Source organism: Cupriavidus sp. SS-3, from assembly GCF_035818815.1.
Classification (GTDB): Bacteria; Pseudomonadota; Gammaproteobacteria; order Burkholderiales; family Burkholderiaceae; genus Cupriavidus; species Cupriavidus taiwanensis_C.
In genome coordinates, this window is the sequence record NZ_JAYLVT010000009.1 from 77,760 (window position 1) to 95,738 (window position 17,979).

Here is a 17,979-nt window from a genome sequence, read left to right on the forward strand (position 1 = left end):
GCGCTAGCGCGCGCCGGCGGCCATGGCTGGCTTCAGCAACAGGTAGGGATTGATCGCCCCGCCCGCGGTGTAGATGCCGTAGTGCAGGTGCGGCGGGGTGCCCCGCGCATTGCCGGTGGTGCCGACATACCCCAGCACGGTGCCGGCGGCGATGATGTCGCCGGCACGCACGCCGGCATACCGGTCCAGATGGGCGTAGTAGTGCAGCTGCCGCCCCGGCCCCATCACCCACACCACGTTTCCCCCCAGCTGGTTGGTGCCTACGCGCGTGACAATGCCTTCGGTGGCCGACACCACTTCCCGGCCACGCGGCGCGAAGATGTCGATGCCTTCATGCTTGCGCCCGCCGGAACGCGCGCCGTGCCAGGTGTCCCGCAGCGCCCCTGGGGCAACCCCGGTGACCGGCATCGGCAGCGTCGCCGGCGCGGGCCGGGCGGACAGCCGGGCCGCGTAGATGGCGCGCTCCAGCGGCGGCTGCAGCCAGGGCCAGGCCAGCCAGCCCAGGCCGATCCACAGCGCCAGCCACGCCAGCCGGCGCACCAACGCGAGCACAGGGGGAAGGAGATGCGAGGCGGCCATATGCCTTCGACGGCGGCCTGGCATGCAAATTCCCGGCCCTCGCCCCCTTTATGAGCCGTACGCACCACTTCCGGCCGCCGTGCTGGCCGAACCATCGGCGCCGCGGCCAGTCATAACTGGACCGTTTTTCATTGCAACAGGAGAACCCATGGACTGTCCGGTGTGCCCGCAAACCCAACTCGTGATGTCCGAACGCCAGGGCATCGAGATCGATTACTGCCCCAAGTGCCGCGGCGTCTGGCTGGACCGGGGCGAGCTCGACAAGATCCTGGAACGCTCGGCAGCGGCCGCCCCGCAACAGGCTCCGATGCAGCAACCGCCACAGCAGCAGGCCCCCATGCACAGCGCGCCGCCACCGCAGGGCTACCAGCGCGGCTACGGTGATCGTGACCGCGACCGCCACTACGAGCGCGAGCAGAAGCATTATCGGAAGAAGAGCATCTGGCACGAGCTGTTCGACTAAGCCGGCCGGCGATTGAAAGAAAGGGCGACCGTGGTCGCCCTTTCCTGTTTACGCCCCGCTACAGCCCTGCCGCGAGGCCGTCGCCGCGCGGATCGGCCGCGCCATACATCACGCCGGTGACCGGGTCGATCAGGATCGCGCCGGCATGGCCCATGGTGTCGGTAAAGGCCTGCACCCGCTTCACCGGATGCCCGCGCCGCGCCAGTTCCGCAGTCACCGCTTCCGGCACGCGGCCCTCGATCTTGAGATCGTTCGACGACACGCCCCAGTTGCGCCCATAGAGCAGGCGCGGCGCATTGACCGCGTCCTGCGGCGACATGCCGAAATCGACGATGCGCGTCACCAGCGCGGCCTGCGTTTGCGGCTGCCCCTCGCCGCCCATGGTGCCGTAGACCAGGAACGGCTTGCCGTCCTTCAGCAGCAGCGCCGGGTTGAGCGTATGGAAGGTGCGCCTGCCCGGCGCCAGGTGGTTCACATGCGCGGGATCGAGCGAGAAGAACGCACCGCGGTTCTGCAGCAGCACACCGGTGCCCCTGGGCACGATGCCCGAGCCGAAGTCGTGATAGACGCTCTGGATCATCGACACCACGTTGCCGTCCTTGTCGGCGGTGCCGAACCATACCGTATCGCCGTGCGGATCCATCGGCTTCACGTCGGCGCCGGCGCGCAGCATGCTGATGCGCCCCGACTGGGCCTGCCCGTGGCGCGACGACAGCAGCCGTTCCAGCGGGATTTGCACGAAGTCCGGATCGGCGAGGTAGCGGTCGCGATCGGCAAACGCTTGCTTGGTGGCCTCCACCAGCACGTGGTAGTAGTCGGCCGTGCCCTCGCCCAGCGCACGCACGTCGCGCTTGTCCAGGATGTTCAGGATCTCCAGCGAGGCAAAGCCTTGCGTGTTGGGCGGAACGTTGACGGCCTGGTAGCCGCGGTAGTTGACGGTGATCGGCTGGACCCAGTCGGCGCGGTGGCGGGCAAAGTCGGCCTGGGTCAGCACGCCGCCGTGCGCCTGCAGGTCGGCCACGATCTTGCGCGCGATCTCGCCCTGGTAGAACGCGGCGGCACCACCGGACGCAATCTGGCGCAGCGTGCCGGCCAGGTCAGGCTGGCGCAGCGTTTCGCCCATCCGGTAGGCCGATCCGTCCGGTTTCAGGAAGGTCTGGCGAAAGCCGTCGAAGCGCTGCAAGGCGCGGAATTCGGTGTCGGCCGGATCGAGATTGACGCGGCTCCACGACGCCAGCGACGCCGACACCGGGAACCCGCCCTCGGCATGGCGGATGGCGTCGGCCATCAGCTCCGGCCATGGCAGGCTGCGCCCCATGCCCTGGCGCGCGTACTGGTACGCCGCTTCCCAGCCGGCGACAGTGCCGGGCACGGTGATCGCCGACAGGTAGCCGCGCGCGGGAACCCGGTCGAGTCCCTTGTCCCGGTAAAGCGCGATGGTGGCGCGTTCGCCGGCGCGGCCGCTGGCATTGAGCGCGCGCACCTCGCGCGTGCGGGCGTTGTAGATCAGCCAGAAGGCGTCGCCGCCGATCGAGTTCATGTGCGGGTACACCACCGCGATGGTCGACGCCACCGCGATGGCGGCATCGACCGCATTGCCGCCGCGCTCCAGCACGCGCAGCCCGGCCTGCGTCGCCAGGCGGTTGGAAGAGGTCACCATGCCGCCGGTGGCCATCGGGTTGATACAGGTCGAAGGCGTGTCGCAGTACTTGCCGGCCTCGTCTACGGCCCATGCCGGCGCGGCGGCCAGCGTCAGTGCCGAGCACATGCCGGCCAGGCGCAGAGCGGTGAAGAATCTGGTGCGGTGCATCGCAGGCTCCCTGGGTAACACAGCGAAGTTGCATGCCGGAGCGGACGCAACCGGCACGAGCGGTAGAGCGGATTGCCCGGATTGTCTTGTGGGGCGAGCGCAAGTTAGCCTGCGCCAGACAATCTGGCTAACGGCAAAGTCGCATCCGGTGTCGGCAATCGGACATGAGCGGACCTCCGCCGCCGCGCTGCCCGTTCCGCCAGTGATCGCCCACCACTACCACCGGACCACGCATGCCTGCCCATGATCCCGCCCTGCGCGCGCTCGCGCGGCTGCCTCGCCCGCTGTACGGCCACATCGAAGCCCTGCCCAACCGCGTGCTGGGCTACCGCCACCGGCATCCCTGGTGCCAGTTCGCCTATGCCTTGCAGGGCGTGCTGGAGGTATGGACCGAGCGCGGGCGCTTTGTCGCGCCACCGCAATGGGCGGTGTGGATTCCGGCCGGCGTGGCGCACCGCGTGCGCTGCGCGACGGGCACGCGCATCCGCAGCCTCTACCTGGACAACAGCGTCGACAACAGCGTGTGCGCCGCGGCGCGGGCCCGTTGCCGCGTGCTGACCGTCAGCCCGCTGCTGCGCGAGCTGATTCGCACCTTCAGCCACCTGCCGGCGGAATACGACGAGCGCGGCGCCGACGGGCGCCTGGCGCGCGTGCTGATCGACCAGCTTGGCACCGCACCCGAAGTGGAATTCATGCTGCCGCTGCCCGCCGACCCGCGCGTGCGCCTGGTCTGCAATGGCCTGCAACGCCATGCCGACCGCGACACCAGCCTGGCGGCATGGAGCGCGCGGCTGGCGGTCTCGGGCAAGACCCTGACGCGGCTGTTCCAGCGCGAAACCGGGCTGACCTTCCGCGCCTGGCGCCAGCGGCTGCGGCTGCTCGACGCCGTGCCCCGGCTGGAGCGCGGCGAAGCCGTGACCGAAGTGGCGCTGGATTGCGGCTATGAGTCGCTGTCGGCGTTTATCGCGGCGTTCCGGCGGCTCTACAACATGACGCCGGGCGAGTTGTCGCGCGCCAACCGCGTCGTTCCCGCGGCCAGTTAGCGAACGCCGTCAGGCACGCTTGCGGTGGCGCCGCGCCGCTTCCGCCGCGGCGTCGCGCAAGGCCGGGGGCAGCGCGCGCAGCTCGGCCGTGAAGAAGGCCCGTTCCGCCGGACGCAACCCGGGCAGTTGCCCGGCCAGCCGCTCCACCGCGGCGCATGCGGCGGCGGTGGCGCCCTGTTCATGGGTCAGGTACCAGGCCGATTCCAGCAGCAGGTTGGCCAGCTGCAGCGGCGCCAGCCTGACGTGGCCGGCGTCGTGGTCTTCCAGCGCGAAGGCGGCCACGGCGGACCAGCGCACGAAGCCCCTGGCCGGCGCAAACGGCGCATGGAACGGCCGCAGCGCCTCGACCGCGTCGGCCACCGAAAGCGGCCGCTGCCGGCGGAACATGGCCATGCTGTCGCTGGCGCTGGCCGGGCGGTCCAGCGGCGGCGCATCGGGCCCGCAGCTGCCGCGCGCGATGCGCAGCAGGAAGATCGCGTTCCACGCCGTGCCTCCGCCAACGCCAAAGCGGTCGCAGATCCATTCCGACAGCCCCAGCCAGCGCATCGCCTGCCGCTGCACGGCGCTGGCGGACAGGCTGCGCCCGCCATCGATCAGCCCATGGCGCCAGAACAGCCACAGGCTCAGCCCGATATTGGCCGCGGCATGCTGCACGGCATCGACCGAATCGGCCTCATAAGCGGCCTGCAGCGCCACCGAGAACGCGTCCAGCGCGCGCTGCGCCGCCGTGGCCGCTGCCGCATGCGCGGGGCGCATGGCATCGGCCTTGTGCAAGAGCGCTTCGAGGTTCAGCACCTCGAAGCGCACGCGCGGGTTGTAGCGCACCACCAGGCGCAGTTCCGCATCGGCGTGCAGGTGTTCCAGCCCGGCGCGCGCACCCTCGCCGTCGCCGCGCGTATAGCGCTCCCAGGCGCGCACCACCTGCGCCATGGCCTGGAACGCCGGCGTGGCCGCGCCCGCGTCGGCCGCCTGCGCCAGCCGGTCGAAGCGCCGGAGCGCGGCGCGGCTCTGGTCGAGGCGCCCGCAGCGACGCCACGCCTGGCTTTCCTTCAGCAACGACAAGGCCTGCTGGAAACTGTCGCCGGCCAGCCGGCGCGCCGCGCCGAAGGACTCCGCCACGGCAAAGCCGTGGGCGCCCGCGTGGCCGTCCTGCGCGCTGCGCATGGCCTGCGTCAGCTCGCTCCAGAAGGCCATGTCGCGCATCACGTAGCCCGTGCCATCGCGCTGCGCAGGCGGCACGGGATGCGCCCGGGCCGGAAAGCCGAAATGCCGCGCCAGCGCAACCGGGCCCAGCGTGCGGCCATTGGCGACGAAGCGCAGACGGCGCGCGCTGGGGGGAGCCAGCCAGAACGGCCCGCGGCTGCGCTGCGCCGGGTTGGCCGCGGCCGGATCGCGCGCGCGCTCAGCGCCCCATCCCACCACGATGCCCCAGCGGGCGAAGTCTGCAAACGCGCGCGACACCAGCATGCGCAGGTTGGCCGCCGCGGGGAACGCGCTGCGTACCGCGGCGGCGGTGACCATGCCCTCGCCGCTGCGATGCGCATGCCAGGCACGCGCCAGCAGCCAGACCGACTGGTAGCGCGCGGGCTGGCCGTCTACGCGGTAGGGACTCGACACATCGATATGGATCGGGGCAGGCGAAGCGGACATCAATCTGGAAGGCAGCATCAGTGGCGACGTCCGCCATGTTACGCAAGTTACAGGGCACGCGGTTGGCGCTGCGCAAGCGCTCTCCTATGCTGCGCATCACGGTCCGGGCCCGGATTGTCATTTCCCCAACTTCCCACGCATAACCATGAACAATCGTCTTGCCCGTCTGCTGACGCCGGTGGCCTTGAGCCTCGGCCTGCTTGCCGCCCACCTGCCCGCGCTGGCCGCGCCAAAGGAAGCGTCGCTCGACGCCGCGGCACTGTTCCGCCAGGCCGAGACCACCGGCACCATGGTGATCTACGACCTGCGGCGCGAGCGCATGCTGACCTACAACCCCTCGCGCGCCGCCACGCCGTATTCGCCGGCATCGACCTTCAAGATCATGAATTCCCTGATCGGCCTCGAGACCGGCGCGGTGGCCGACGTCGACCACGACAAGCTGCCGTGGGACGGCAAGGTCTGGCTGGTCGGCGGCAAGGCCGTGCTGCCCGAGACCTGCAACGCCGACGTGCCGTTGCGCGTGGCCTTGCCCAATTCCTGCGTGCCGGCCTACCAGGCGCTGGCGCGCCGGGTCGGCAGCGCGGCCTACCAGCGCTACCTGACCGCGTCGCACTATGGCAACGCTGACAGTTCCGGTCCGGTCGACCTCTTCTGGCTGAACGGCAAGCTGCAGATCAGCGCCTACCAGCAGATCGAGTTCCTCAAGGGCCTGGTGCAGCGCACGCTGCCGTTCTCGCCCGCCACCTTCAAGGCCGTGGACGACATCACCGTGCTGGAGCGCACCGCCAATTACACCCTGCACGGCAAGACCGGCTGGGCCAACTCGGCCAAACCGGCGGTGGGCTGGCTGGTCGGCTGGGTCGAACGCGGCAATGACGACTACCTGTTCGCACTGAATCTGGATCTGCTGCGGCCGGAACATGCCAGGGCGCGGATGGAGATTGCGCGCGCGGCGTTGCGCAAGGTGGGGGCGTTGCCGGAGTGAGACCGGCCTGGCGCTGTAGCGCCGCAATGACTGAAGCAATTTTAGGATTGCGCTGATTTACCGCAGTGCATTGGACCTCTAGCTTGACTCGGCCGGCGATTCCCGCGTCTTCCAGCCCTGCTTGTCGCGGGAACCTGCCGGCGTCCGAGCAACGGGACGGCCAGGACCGTCCCCATCCTGAGGTGAAATCCAATGAGACAACTGGTCATGCCGGCAGCCCTGCTGTCGGCTCTCGCTTTGCTGGCTGCCTGTGGCGGCGGCGATGACGGCACTGGCAATGCGGCGCCACAGACGCCGCCATCTGACAACAAGCCCGCGCCGGCGCCAGCCCCCGCCCCAGCACCCGCACCGTCGCCTGCACCGTCGCCTGAACCCACGCCAGCGCCCGCACCCAAGGGAGAGTTGCTGCCAAGCCTGAACGCCCCGCAAGCGGGCTCGACCGCCGCGGTAGGCAATGGCAGCGAAGGGATCTGGGTCAGCTTCGCGACGACCACGCTGGTCGGCCCCGGCGGAAATTTCGTCCAACCGCGATTGCTGGGCGTGCTGGGAGGCACGTTCCAGTTCTCGGGTTCGACCTGGACGCTGGGCCCTGGCACCTTGTATGAGACCGGACTCGCCATGCCGGTCACCGGGAGCGGCACCATTACCCCCGGCCAGCGCCTCGATGGCAGCTTCGTCATTCCGCCGTCCAACGATGCCAACGATCTGTCGGGCACCTACCATGCGTCCAACGCGCTCGCCGTGGACCAGGCCGCCATCGCCGGCAGCTGGAAGCAGAGCGGCTTCGCCATGCAGATCGACGACGCCGGCAATGTCACCGGCACCCATACCAACGGCACCCGCGTGTGCGACCTCCAGGGCACGGCCACGCTGGCCACCCCCGGATCGGCAAAGAACATGTATACGGTGCGCATGGTCGCCCAGGTCTCGACGCAGCCAGGCACCACCGGCTGCTCCCTGTCGACCGGCATCCCGCACAACGGCCTTGCCGCGCTGCGGCTGATGCCGGCCAACGGCGAAATCGTCGTGAACAGCAGCACGCGCTATGTGCGCACGTTGGTGATGGTCGCCAGCACCGGTACGGGCGGGTACTTCGCCACGCAAATGTCGAAGCCAACGCAGTAAGAGGGACTCCGGCGGAGCGGCGACCGGCACTCGCCGCCCGCCCCCACGCGGCAAGAGCCGCCAACCGTCCGCTACGGCAGGAACGGCGGCGACAGCAGGCGCAGGCCCACCGTAAAGAAGCGCGCGCCGGTGCCGCCGCCGAACACGTTGCCATAGGTGGTGTCGACCTGCACCCGGTCCTGCACCACCCAGAAGCGAAAGCCCGCCTGGAATGACGGCTTGCCGCGGTTCTCGCCGAAGGTCTCGGCGATCAGGAACACGCGCGTGTGCAGCTGGGTCTCGGTGCCCACGCCCCAGGTCATGCGCGTCTGGCGATTGCCGGTGTCGCGGTTGGCGCCCAGGTTCAGGTGCGCGACGAAGCGGTCGTCGGCGAACGAGAACGACACCGGCACGTTGACATAGAGGTTGCCCAGCACCTTGCCGGGCTCGGCGCCGGGATGGTGGATCGCCCCGCCCGACAGCGCGATGCCATAGCCGTTGGTTTCCAGCGGCTTGAGCAGGGTCTTGGCCTGGAACTGCACGTTGGTGCCGTCCCAGCCGCCATCGACGCGCTGCAGCGACCCGCCCAGCGTCAGTTCGAGGTTGCCGGTGGGATTGCAGCCGGGCAGCGCCCACAGCTCATTGCCCCCGGACTGGAACTGCATCCAAGATTCCAGCTGGCAGGCTTTGGGATCGACGATGCGGGCATCGTCGGTGATAAGCGGCCGCGCCGCCAGCGCCGGCCGGCAGGCCGCGGCCACGATGACCACCGCGGCCAGGCGTACGAAGAACTGGTGCCACACCATTTGGCAACCTCCTGAGCAAATACAGCCATATGGCTGGCGACGATACACGCCGGCCATGACAAGACATCGAAAGGCAGCAAGGGAGGTCGGGCACCGGCGGCCGCAGGCGTGGGCCTGGCCGCATGGGCGTGGCAGCGCCGGGCGGCGGCACTGCAGCGGATGACCGCAGTGTCTCAGCGCGCCGGCGCGCCCGGGGAATCTCCCGTTGCGCAAGAAGGACTGGGACAACTGTCCACGGATAGCTCCGTTGGGAAGAACGCGGCGCAGTGTAATCCCGGCCCAGGGTGCGGTCAACCCGATCCATGCGCCACGCGCATGGCGGCATGCGGAGATATCGCTACCGCTCGCCGGCCACCCTCTCCTAACATCGTCGGCACCATCTGCCCGGCCGGTGCGAGACGCAAGCGCCCGGTCCCCGCCCCGGCAGCTGCCACCGAGGAGGAAGCCCCATGCCAAACAGTGCCGCGCCAACGAGCGCGCCGTACGTGCCGCCCACCCAGGCGGCGCCCGCCATGACACCGACGATGCAATGCTGGCAGCGATCCCGATGCAAGGGCTGACCGCCTACTGCCTGCTGACAGCATCAACGGTGCTTAAGGCAGGCGTGATCGACGCCTTCCGGGCGCAGGCCATGACCGGCGGCATCCTCGGCCAGTATGCGTGCGTACGCCAGTTTCCGGAGGCCGACTTCACCGACGACCTGCGCGCGATCACCGTCCCCGCGCTGTTCCTGCACGGCGACGATGACCAGAACGTGCCGCTCGAGATGTCCGCGCGCCTCGCCGTAGAGCTGGTGCCGAATGCCGTGCTGAACGTGTACCGCGGCGGTTCGCACGGAGGCGACGCAGTACAGGGCTTCGCGCCGGGCGACCGCGTCATGGGCATCGTCGGCGGTGGCGGCTATGCGGAACTGGCGCGGATCGACTATCGCATTGCACCTATTGCTTTCCGAGCAAAGATCAGAGGCCGTTTTTTGCCGATCCAATAATATGGGCCGCTGCGGCGGGCGATAAGACCTTCGCACTGCCTAATGCCTTTGCGGCCATAGCAAAGATATTGGCACTGGGCCTGCCTTCGGCCGCGCGCTCCCGCGAGCGGGCTGGCCGATATCACGGGCGGCGTCTGCTGGTGCAGTCGACCGCGCGCGAGCCGGGAGAACACCATCGTTAGCGCCATCCACAAGAAGGGTGCGGGCGAGTTCACCCTGCCGGGCCTGTTCAAGGTCTCGGCCATCCAGGTGCCCGCCACGAAGAAGCGCTTCGGCAAGAAGCGGGACGACTTCCCCTGTCCAGAACCGGTAGAACGGATTGGCTATAGTTCTGCACATCGACAGCGCGACACCAACCACCGACATCCCGGAACCGGCATGCAAAGAAGAACCTTCCTGACGCTGGCGGCAGCCTCTGCCCTCGCCACCCAGCTGCCCCGCTGGGCCATCTCCGCCACGCTGCGCGAGCACGATCTGTTCCAGCTGGGCGTGGCCAGCGGCGCGCCGACGCCCGATGGATTCGTGCTGTGGACGCGCCTGTTCGCCGGCGCCATCCCCGGCACGCCGCAGGCCGATGCCCTCGGCACCACGCCGCTGCAGGGGCCGCTGACCGTCGGGTGGGAGGTTGCCGAGGACGACGCATTCCGGCGCATCGTGCGCCGCGGCCATTCGCAGGCGCTGCCGGAACTCGGCCATTCCGTGCATGTGGAAGTCGACGGGCTGCGCCCCGACCGCTGGTACTACTACCGCTTCATGCACGGCGACGCAGTCACCACCCCGGCCCGCACCCGCACCACGCCGGCGACAGACACGCTGGCGACGCGCGTGCGCTTTGCCTTTGCCTCCTGCCAGCGCTGGGAGCAAGGTCACTACGCCGCGTACAGGCAGATGCTGCAGGAAGAACTGGACCTGGTGGTGTTCCTGGGCGACTACATCTACGAGGGCGCGGTGCCGGCCAGCGCGCGGACGCACCTGCCGCGCACGCACAGCTTGCCCACCGCGACCAGCCTGCAGGACTTTCGCGACCGCTACGCGCTGTACAAGAGCGACCCGCTGCTGCAGGCTATGCATGCTGCGTGCCCCTGGCTGGTAACCTGGGATGACCATGAGGTGCAGAACGACTATGCGGGACGCGCGGGCAGCGAGCCTGCCACCGCATTTCTTGCAAGGCGCACGGCCGGATACCAGGCGTTCTATGAAAACATGCCGATCCGCGCCAGCACGCTGGTGCACGGCACGGCGGGCCTTGGCAGGCCCGATGCGCTGAGCATCCATGCACGCCATCGCTGGGGCCGGCTGGTCGATTTCCATGTGCTGGACGACCGCCAGTATCGCGATATCCAGCCCTGCCGTGAACCTGGACGGCCTCGCAAGGGCGCAGTGTCCCCCGGTGAATGCAGCGCGCTCTACGATCCGCGCCGCACCATGCTGGGCAGCGCGCAGGAGCGATGGCTGGCACAGGGGCTGGCGCAGGACCAGCACGACCAGACGCGCTGGAGCGCGATCGCGCAGCAAACCATCTTCTCGCGGCGGAACTACAAGGCGCCGCCGGAAGAAGCCTTCCACAGCGATACCTGGGATGGGTATCCCGCCGCGCGCCAGCGCCTGCTCGACAGCATCGCCGCGGCGGCGCCGCGCAATACCGTGTTCATCGGCGGCGATATCCACCAGCACTACGCTTGCAATGTACTGGCGGACTTCGGCGACCCGTCATCCCGCGTGATCGCCAGCGAGTTCTGCACGACCTCCATCGCCTCGGCCTCGGGCAGCAGCGAGCGGAGTGTGGCAAAGATCGTGGCCCACAACCCGCATATCGTGCATGCACAGCCGGACCAGCGCGGCTACAGCGTGGTCGAGGCCACGCCTGCGCGCTGGGCCGCCACGCTGCGCGCCGTGGAAGACGTGGCGCGCGCCGACAGCGCGGTCGGCACGCAGGCGGCGTTCGTGGTAGAGGATAGGCGGCCGGGCGTGCAGCGGGCCGGGGCGGGCTAGGTCGGCGCCCGCAGCACACTGCGGTGGCACGAACCTGCTGATTGTTTGCTACCTCTCCCGCTTGCGGGAGAGACCACCGCCCGCTTGCACGTGCCCGATCGGACAAAAATCGGCCAAATAATCGGCAAACGAATCGACAAACCAGGCCGGCGGCCGTCCGCTCTCACTCCACGCTGGCCAGCCGCGCCCCCACGGTCAGGTACACGCCCGTTTCAGCCTGCCACGTGACGCTGCCGCTGCGATGGGCGTGGACCTGCACCTCCATCTTCATCGCTTCCATCACCGCGATCAGGTCACCTTCCCTGACCTCGTCGCCCGCGTTGACTTTCCAGGCCTGCACGGTGCCGGCGATCGGCGAAGGCAGGTCGGCGGCGTTGGTGGTCGCAGCCGGCGCGGGTGCGGCCGCACCGCCCTGCCCCGGCGCTTCGGCCAGGCCCCGCAGCAGCTGCGCCGGCAGGCCAAGCACCATGCGGCGGCCGTCGATCTCGATCGCGGTGCGCAGCAGGCTGCCATCCGGCTGAGGCTCGGCGCGCGCGGCGGCGGCCAGCGGCTCGGCGAAGTCGGACTCGATCCAGCGCGTATGGACCTTGAAGCCATCGGCGCCCAGGAAATCGGCATGGTCGATCACGGCGCGATGGAACGGCAGCACCGAGGCCACGCCCTCGATCCGGAACTCGCGCAGCGCGCGGCGCGCACGCGCCAGCGCCTGCTCGCGCGTGGCGCCGGTCACGATCAGCTTGGCCATCAGCGAGTCGAAGGTGCCGGGCACCACCGAGCCGGTCTGCACGCCGGAATCGACGCGAACGCCCGGGCCGGACGGTACCTCGAAGCACTGCACCGGGCCCGGCGTCGGCAGGAAGCCACGGCCGACGTCCTCGGCGTTGATGCGGAACTCGATCGAATGGCCCAGCGGCGCCGGCGTTTCGGTGATCGACAGCGGCAGGCCGTCGGCCACGCGCAGTTGCTCGACCACCAGGTCGACACCGGTGGTCTGCTCGGTCACCGGGTGCTCGACCTGCAGGCGGGTGTTGACCTCCAGGAACGAGATCGCACCACCGGCGCTGAGCAGGAATTCGACCGTGCCGGCGCTAGTGTAGCCCGCGGCGGCGCAGATTTCGCGCGCGGCGGCGTGGATGCGGGCGCGCTGTTCGTCGCTCAGGAACGGCGCCGGGGCCTCTTCCACCAGCTTCTGGTTGCGCCGCTGCAGCGAACAGTCGCGCGTGCCGAGCACCACCACGTTGCCGTGCCGGTCGGCCAGCACCTGCGCTTCGATATGGCGCGGCTTGTCGAGGAACTGCTCGACGAAGCACTCGCCGCGGCCGAAAGCCGTGACCGCCTCGCGCACGGCTGACGCGTACAGCTCTTCGACCTCATCCATGCGCCAGGCGATCTTCATGCCGCGGCCGCCGCCGCCGAAGGCTGCCTTGATGATGATGGGCAGGCCGTGGCGCTCGGCAAAGGCCAGCACTTCGTTGGCATCGCTCACCGGGTCGGACGTGCCGGCCACCAGCGGCGCGCCCACCTGCAGCGCGATCTTGCGCGCTTCCACCTTGTCGCCCAGCCGGGCAATGGTTTCCGGCGACGGTCCGATCCAGGTCAGGCCGGCATCGATCACCGCGCGGGCGAAGGCTTCGCTTTCCGACAGGAAGCCATAGCCCGGGTGCACCGCGTCGGCGCCGCTGCGGCGCGCGATCTCCAGCAGCTTGGGGATATTCAAGTAGGTGTCGGCCGGGCGGTCGCCGTCGAGGCCGTAGGCTTCGTCGGCCAGGCGCGCGTGGATCGCGTCGATATCGGCATTGGCATAGACAGCGACGGAGGCCACGCCATAGTCGGCGCAGGCGCGGATGATGCGAACGGCGATCTCGCCACGGTTGGCAATCAGGACTTTCTTCATGGCAGTTACGGTTGCAGTTCTTCGAAGGCGCCGACGGGATGGAAGCGCAGCCAGGCACCGACGGGAATTTGTCCGGCGCGGTCGAGGTGATAAGGCGCCACGGAGCCGATCACGGGATAGCCGCCGGTGAGCGGATGGTCGGCCAGGAACAGGACGGGCTGGCCGCTAGGCGGCACCTGCAGCGCCCCGAGCGCTGTGCCTTCGCTGGGCAATTCGCCCGCGATGGCGCGTTCCAGCGCCACTTCGCCGGCCAGGCGCAGGCCCACGCGGTTGGATTGCGGCGTGACCTGCCAGCGCTGCGCGGCAAGCCGTTGTACGGACTCGGCGGTGAACCAGTCGGTGCGAGGGCCGAGCACCACGTCGAGCACGACTTCCTGCTCCACCGTGGGCAGGTTTTCGGCGGGCGTTTCGGGGGCGCCGACGATGGCACCGGCCGGAGCCTGCCGCAGGTTGATCACATCCCCAACCGCCAGCGGCGCCGGGCCGACCTTGGCCAGCGTGTCGGTGGCACAGCTGCCCAGCACCGGCGTGACCGCAAAACCGCCGCGCGCCGCGACGTAGCAGCGCGCCCCGGCCAGCGGCTGGCCGACGGACAGCGTGTCGCCATCGGCAAGCGCCACGGCCTGGTGGTTCGGGACGTCCCATTGACGGCCATCGGCCGTGCACACCGTCAGCGGCGCATCCGCGCCGGTGACGGCCAGCACGCTCTCGCCCACGCTCTGCAGCTGCAGGCCGGCGCCGATGGTCTCGAGCGCCGCGGCATCGCTGCGGTTGCCCACCAGCCGGTTGGCCGCCTTGAGCGCCGCCTGGTCCATCGCGCCCGAGGCCGAGACGCCCTGTCCCGCCTGGCCGTGCCGGCCCAGGTCCTGGAACAGGGTCTGCAGGCCGGTGCCCTTCACCTTCAGCGCCGCGGCTGCAGGCGCGCTATCGGACTGCAGGGACTGCACGGGCTGGCGCACCGGCGTCGCGGCAATGCTGCCGGGGGGATGCGCCCCGCCATTGAGCGTTGCGATATCGACAAAGCGCACGCGATAGCCGGGCTGCAGCAGCGCGGGCTGGTCGCGATCCAGGTCCCACATCGGCACCGGCGTCACGCCGATGATCTGCCAGCCGCCGGGGCTGGCCTGCGGATACACGCCGCTGAAGGTGCCCGCCAGGCCGACCGCGCCAGCGGGAATGCGCGTGCGCGGCGTACCGCGGCGCGGCACGTCAAAGCTGGGATGGCCGCCGCTGAGGTAGGCAAAGCCCGGAGCAAACCCGGTAAAGGCCACGGTGTATTCTCTGCCGGTATGGCGGCGCACCACTTCCTCCGGCGTGATGCCGAGCAGTTGCGCGACCTCGGCCAGGTCCTCGCCGTCATAGCGCACCGGGATCTCCACCAGGACGTCGCTGCGCTCGACGCGCTGCGACAGGTCACGCACGGCGATGGCGCGCACCAGCACGGCGGCGCTGGTCGCCGACGGGCGGAAGTGAACGAGAATGGTGCGCGCGGCGGGCACCAGCTCGGCCACGCCAGGCAGCGGATCGCGCTGCAGGGAGGCCAGCAGGGCCAGGGTCTGGTCGAGATCGGGCAGCTCTACCAACAGGGCATTCGAGGTGACGGGCAGGAAACGCAAGACTAGCTCCGCAGAAGACCCGGGGTCTCAGACGTGGTACGTGCTGTCCGGCACGTCGGTGATGAACATATGGCCCGGCGCGTGGGTCACGGCGAACGGCACGCCGGACGCCATCACGGCCGCCTGGGGCGTCACGCCGCAGGCCCAGAACACGGGGATCTCGCCCGGCTCGATGCGCACGGCGTCGCCGAAGTCGGGCTTGCCGATATCGGCGATGCCCAGCGCGGCCGGGTAGCCCACGTGCACCGGCGCGCCATGCACCGAGGGGAAACGCCCGCTGATGGAAACGGCATCGGCAACGCGGTGCGCTGGGATGGGCCGCATCGACACCACCAGCTCGCCATGCAGGCGGCCGGCCGGACGGCACTGGCGGCTGGTGCGGTACATCGGCACGTTGGAGCCGTCGGCGATATGGCGCACCTCGATGCCAGCCTCTTGCAGCGGCGTCTCGAAGGTAAAGCTACAGCCGATCAGGAAGGTGACCAAGTCCGGATGCTCGGCCCACAGCGGCGTGGCGTCGGCCACCTCTTCCGCCAGATTGCCGTCGCGCCAGACGCGGTACAGCGGGATGTCGCTGCGCACGTCGGCGCCTTCGGCCAGCTGGGTCTGGTGCGCGCCCGCCTCGATCACATCGAGCACGGGACAGGCCTTGGGATTGCGCTGCGCGTACAGCAGGAAATCCCAGGCCCAGTCGCGCGGCAAGGCGATCATGTTGGCCTGCGTCATGCCTGGCGCGACGCCGGCGGTGGGCTGCACGGTGCCGGCGCGATAGCTTGCGCGCGCTTCGCGGGCGGCGTTCACCGAGGCGATGCGGGCGCGTTCCAGTGCGGATGCTTGCATGGGTATTTCTCCAGTGTGTTCAGGGTCGCGGGCTCACGCAAACGCGCGGATCGCGATGCCGTCGCGCTCCAGCGCGGCGCGCACGGCGCGCGCCATCTCGAGCGCGCCGTCGCTGTCGCCATGCACGCAGATCGATTGCGCTTCCACGCGCGCGACGCTGCCGTCGATGGCAAGCACCGTGCCCTCGCGCGCCAGGCGCAGCATGCGCTGGGCCACGTCGGCGGCGTCGTGCAGCACCGCGCCCTTCTCGCGGCGCGACACCAGCGTGCCCTGCGGCGTGTAGGCACGGTCGGCGAACGCTTCGGCGATGACACGCAGGCCGGCCTCGCGCGCCCAGGCCACCAGCGGCGAGCCGGCCAGCGCTACCAGCGCCAGCTCCTGGTTCACCGCGCGGATCGCGGCGATCACGTCTCGCGCCTGGCGTTCGTCGCTGGCAATGGTGTTGTAGAGCGCGCCGTGCGGCTTGACGTAGCGCACCGCGGTGCCGACGGTGGCGGCCATGCCCGACAGCGCGCTGATCTGGTAGATCACGTCGGCCACCAGGTCGGCGCTGGCCACGTCCATGTTGCGGCGGCCGAAGCCCTGCAGGTCGGGATACGAGACGTGCGCGCCCACGGACACGCCGCGCTCCGCTGCGGCCTTCAGCGTCTGCAGGATGCCTGCCGGATCGCCGGCATGGAAGCCGCAGGCCACATTGGCGCTGCTGACGATATCCAGCATGGCGGCATCGTTGCCCATGCTCCAGGCGCCGAAGCTCTCGCCGAGGTCGCTGTTCAGATCGATTTGCATAGGTGATTCCGGTGCTTCAGGACTTCAGTGCTGCGGTGCTTCAGTGCGCGGCCTCGGCCTCGCCCAGCAGTTCGCGGCCACGGGTCTCCGGCAGCATCAGGCACGCGACCACCACCAGTGCGTAGGCGCCGGCGGCCATGTAGCCGATCGCCACGCCCAGCGACATCTTTGCGCTCAGGTGCCCGATCAGGGCCGGGCAGATCGAACCGACCGCGCGGCCGAAGTTGTAGCAGAAGCCCTGCCCCGAACCGCGGATATGGCTGGGATACAGCTCGGTCAGGTAAGCCCCCATGCCCGAGAAGATGCCCGACAGGAAGAAGCCGAACGGGAAGCCCAGCAACAGCATCGCCGCGTCGGTGATGGGCAGCTGCGTGTAGCAGACCACCAGGATGGCCGCGCTCACGGCGAACAGCATGAAGCAGCGGCGGCGACCCAGGTGGTCGGACAGCCAGGCGCTGGTCAGGTAGCCAGCGAACGAGCCAGCGATCAGCACCATCAGGTAGCCGCTGGTGTTGAGAACGGACAGGTTGCGCTCCATCTTCAGGTAGGTGGGCAGCCAGGTGGTCACCGAATAGTAGGCACCCTGCATGCCGGTCGCCAGCAAGCTGGCCAGAACGGTAACGCGCAGCACGCCGGGCTTGAAGATCAGCATGAAGTTGTTGCTTTCACCGGTGCGGGCCAGCTTTGCCTGGGTTTCGCGATACACCTTGGGCTCGCTGATATTGCGGCGGATGTAGAGGATGAAGATCGCGGGCAGCACGCCGATCCAGAACAGCACGCGCCAAGCGTATTGCTGCTCGACCAAGGCATAGACCGCCCAGAAGGCGACGGCCGAAAGCCCCCAGCCGACTGCCCAGCTGCTCTGCACCAGGCCCACGGCCTTGCCGCGGTGGCGGGCGCGGATCATCTCGGCGATCAGCACCGAGCCGACCGACCATTCGCCGCCGAAGCCCAGGCCCTGCAGCATGCGCGTGACGAACAGCTGCTCGGGAGAATTGGTGAAGCCGCTCAGGAAGGTGAATAAGCTGAACCAGAGCACGGTCAGCTGCAGGATCCGCACGCGGCCGTACTTGTCCGCCAGGATGCCGGCCAGCCAGCCGCCGACGGCCGAGCTGATCAGCGCGCCGGTCGCGATATAGCCGGCTTCGGCCTTGGTCATGCCCCACACGAGAATGAATGTGGGGATCATGAAGGTGTAGATCATGTAGTCGAAGGCATCGACGCCATAGCCGACGAAGGCGGCAAAGAGCGTCTTGCGCTCCTCTGCGGTAGTTTCTTTAAGCCACATGGTTGCGCTCACTAGGACAAGGACAAAGCGTGGGAAAAAGCTCGCCGCACTGACTTGGCGACGACTTCGTTTCATCGGCGTTGTTTAGCAACTCGCATGCCATGTTGACCTATCGGCACGTATCACTCAACC

General features: G+C 69.1%; 14 protein-coding genes and 1 pseudogene. 6 read left to right on the top strand and 9 right to left on the bottom strand.

What is annotated here, in order from left to right; all coding sequences use genetic code 11:
- Window positions 1–3: 3 nt before the first annotated feature.
- Window positions 4–579 (bottom strand): M23 family metallopeptidase, encoded by a 576-nt coding sequence (locus U9J39_RS15600; protein ID WP_115713210.1) that lies wholly within the window; start codon window positions 577–579, stop codon window positions 4–6.
- Between the two features lie 148 nt (window positions 580–727).
- Here U9J39_RS15600 and U9J39_RS15605 point away from each other — a divergent pair, with 148 nt between their 5' ends.
- Window positions 728–1,042, top strand: a complete 315-nt coding sequence (locus U9J39_RS15605; RefSeq protein ID WP_115700712.1) for a TFIIB-type zinc ribbon-containing protein — start codon at window positions 728–730, stop codon at window positions 1,040–1,042.
- A gap of 58 nt (window positions 1,043–1,100) precedes the next feature.
- Here U9J39_RS15605 and ggt read toward each other — a convergent pair whose 3' ends face one another.
- Window positions 1,101–2,717: a gamma-glutamyltransferase gene (gene ggt, locus U9J39_RS15610; RefSeq protein WP_326347546.1), complete on the bottom strand. Its 1,617-nt coding sequence runs from the start codon at window positions 2,715–2,717 to the stop codon at window positions 1,101–1,103.
- A gap of 368 nt (window positions 2,718–3,085) precedes the next feature.
- On the opposite strand from ggt, the gene U9J39_RS15615 reads away from it, so the two are divergent.
- Complete coding sequence (locus U9J39_RS15615) at window positions 3,086–3,895, top strand: AraC family transcriptional regulator (RefSeq protein ID WP_115713209.1); 810 nt, start codon at window positions 3,086–3,088, stop codon at window positions 3,893–3,895.
- A 9-nt stretch (window positions 3,896–3,904) separates the two neighbouring features.
- On the opposite strand, the gene U9J39_RS15620 is transcribed toward U9J39_RS15615, so the two are convergent.
- Complete coding sequence (locus U9J39_RS15620) at window positions 3,905–5,545, bottom strand: hypothetical protein (protein WP_326347466.1); 1,641 nt, start codon at window positions 5,543–5,545, stop codon at window positions 3,905–3,907.
- A gap of 145 nt (window positions 5,546–5,690) precedes the next feature.
- Here U9J39_RS15620 and blaOXA point away from each other — a divergent pair, with 145 nt between their 5' ends.
- Together blaOXA and U9J39_RS15630 are read left to right on the top strand one after the other, a co-directional pair.
- Entirely contained in the window at window positions 5,691–6,530 is an 840-nt protein-coding gene (gene blaOXA, locus U9J39_RS15625; RefSeq protein WP_326347467.1) for an OXA-1206 family carbapenem-hydrolyzing class D beta-lactamase, read from the top strand.
- A 402-nt stretch (window positions 6,531–6,932) separates the two neighbouring features.
- The gene (locus U9J39_RS15630; protein ID WP_326347468.1) at window positions 6,933–7,655 is read left to right on the top strand and encodes a hypothetical protein; all 723 of its coding nucleotides are present in this window, start codon (window positions 6,933–6,935) and stop codon (window positions 7,653–7,655) included.
- 71 nt (window positions 7,656–7,726) lie between these two features.
- Here U9J39_RS15630 and U9J39_RS15635 read toward each other — a convergent pair whose 3' ends face one another.
- Window positions 7,727–8,440: a hypothetical protein gene (locus tag U9J39_RS15635; protein ID WP_326347469.1), complete on the bottom strand. Its 714-nt coding sequence runs from the start codon at window positions 8,438–8,440 to the stop codon at window positions 7,727–7,729.
- 607 nt (window positions 8,441–9,047) lie between these two features.
- Between U9J39_RS15635 and U9J39_RS15640 the strand changes: the two are divergent.
- A pseudogene (locus U9J39_RS15640) lies at window positions 9,048–9,278 on the top strand (alpha/beta fold hydrolase); the annotation flags it as partial.
- Window positions 9,279–9,806: 528 nt separating this feature from the next.
- On the top strand, window positions 9,807–11,420 hold the full coding sequence (locus U9J39_RS15645; RefSeq protein WP_116314465.1) for an alkaline phosphatase D family protein: 1,614 nt from the start codon (window positions 9,807–9,809) through the stop codon (window positions 11,418–11,420).
- A gap of 163 nt (window positions 11,421–11,583) precedes the next feature.
- On the opposite strand, the gene U9J39_RS15650 is transcribed toward U9J39_RS15645, so the two are convergent.
- Genes U9J39_RS15650 through U9J39_RS15670 form a run of 5 tightly spaced genes read right to left on the bottom strand, consistent with a single transcriptional unit; the run spans window position 11,584 to window position 17,847 of the window.
- Window positions 11,584–13,314, bottom strand: coding sequence for an acetyl/propionyl/methylcrotonyl-CoA carboxylase subunit alpha (locus tag U9J39_RS15650; protein ID WP_116314466.1), 1,731 nt, complete (start codon window positions 13,312–13,314; stop codon window positions 11,584–11,586).
- Window positions 13,315–13,319: 5 nt separating this feature from the next.
- Window positions 13,320–14,930, bottom strand: a complete 1,611-nt coding sequence (locus tag U9J39_RS15655) for a 5-oxoprolinase/urea amidolyase family protein (RefSeq protein WP_326347470.1) — start codon at window positions 14,928–14,930, stop codon at window positions 13,320–13,322.
- Window positions 14,931–14,957: 27 nt separating this feature from the next.
- Entirely contained in the window at window positions 14,958–15,770 is an 813-nt protein-coding gene (locus U9J39_RS15660) for a putative hydro-lyase (RefSeq protein ID WP_326347471.1), read from the bottom strand.
- Between the two features lie 33 nt (window positions 15,771–15,803).
- On the bottom strand, window positions 15,804–16,559 hold the full coding sequence (locus U9J39_RS15665) for a LamB/YcsF family protein (protein ID WP_115682526.1): 756 nt from the start codon (window positions 16,557–16,559) through the stop codon (window positions 15,804–15,806).
- Between the two features lie 40 nt (window positions 16,560–16,599).
- Window positions 16,600–17,847, bottom strand: a complete 1,248-nt coding sequence (locus U9J39_RS15670) for an MFS transporter (RefSeq protein WP_115682527.1) — start codon at window positions 17,845–17,847, stop codon at window positions 16,600–16,602.
- Between the last annotated feature and the right edge of the window lie 132 nt (window positions 17,848–17,979).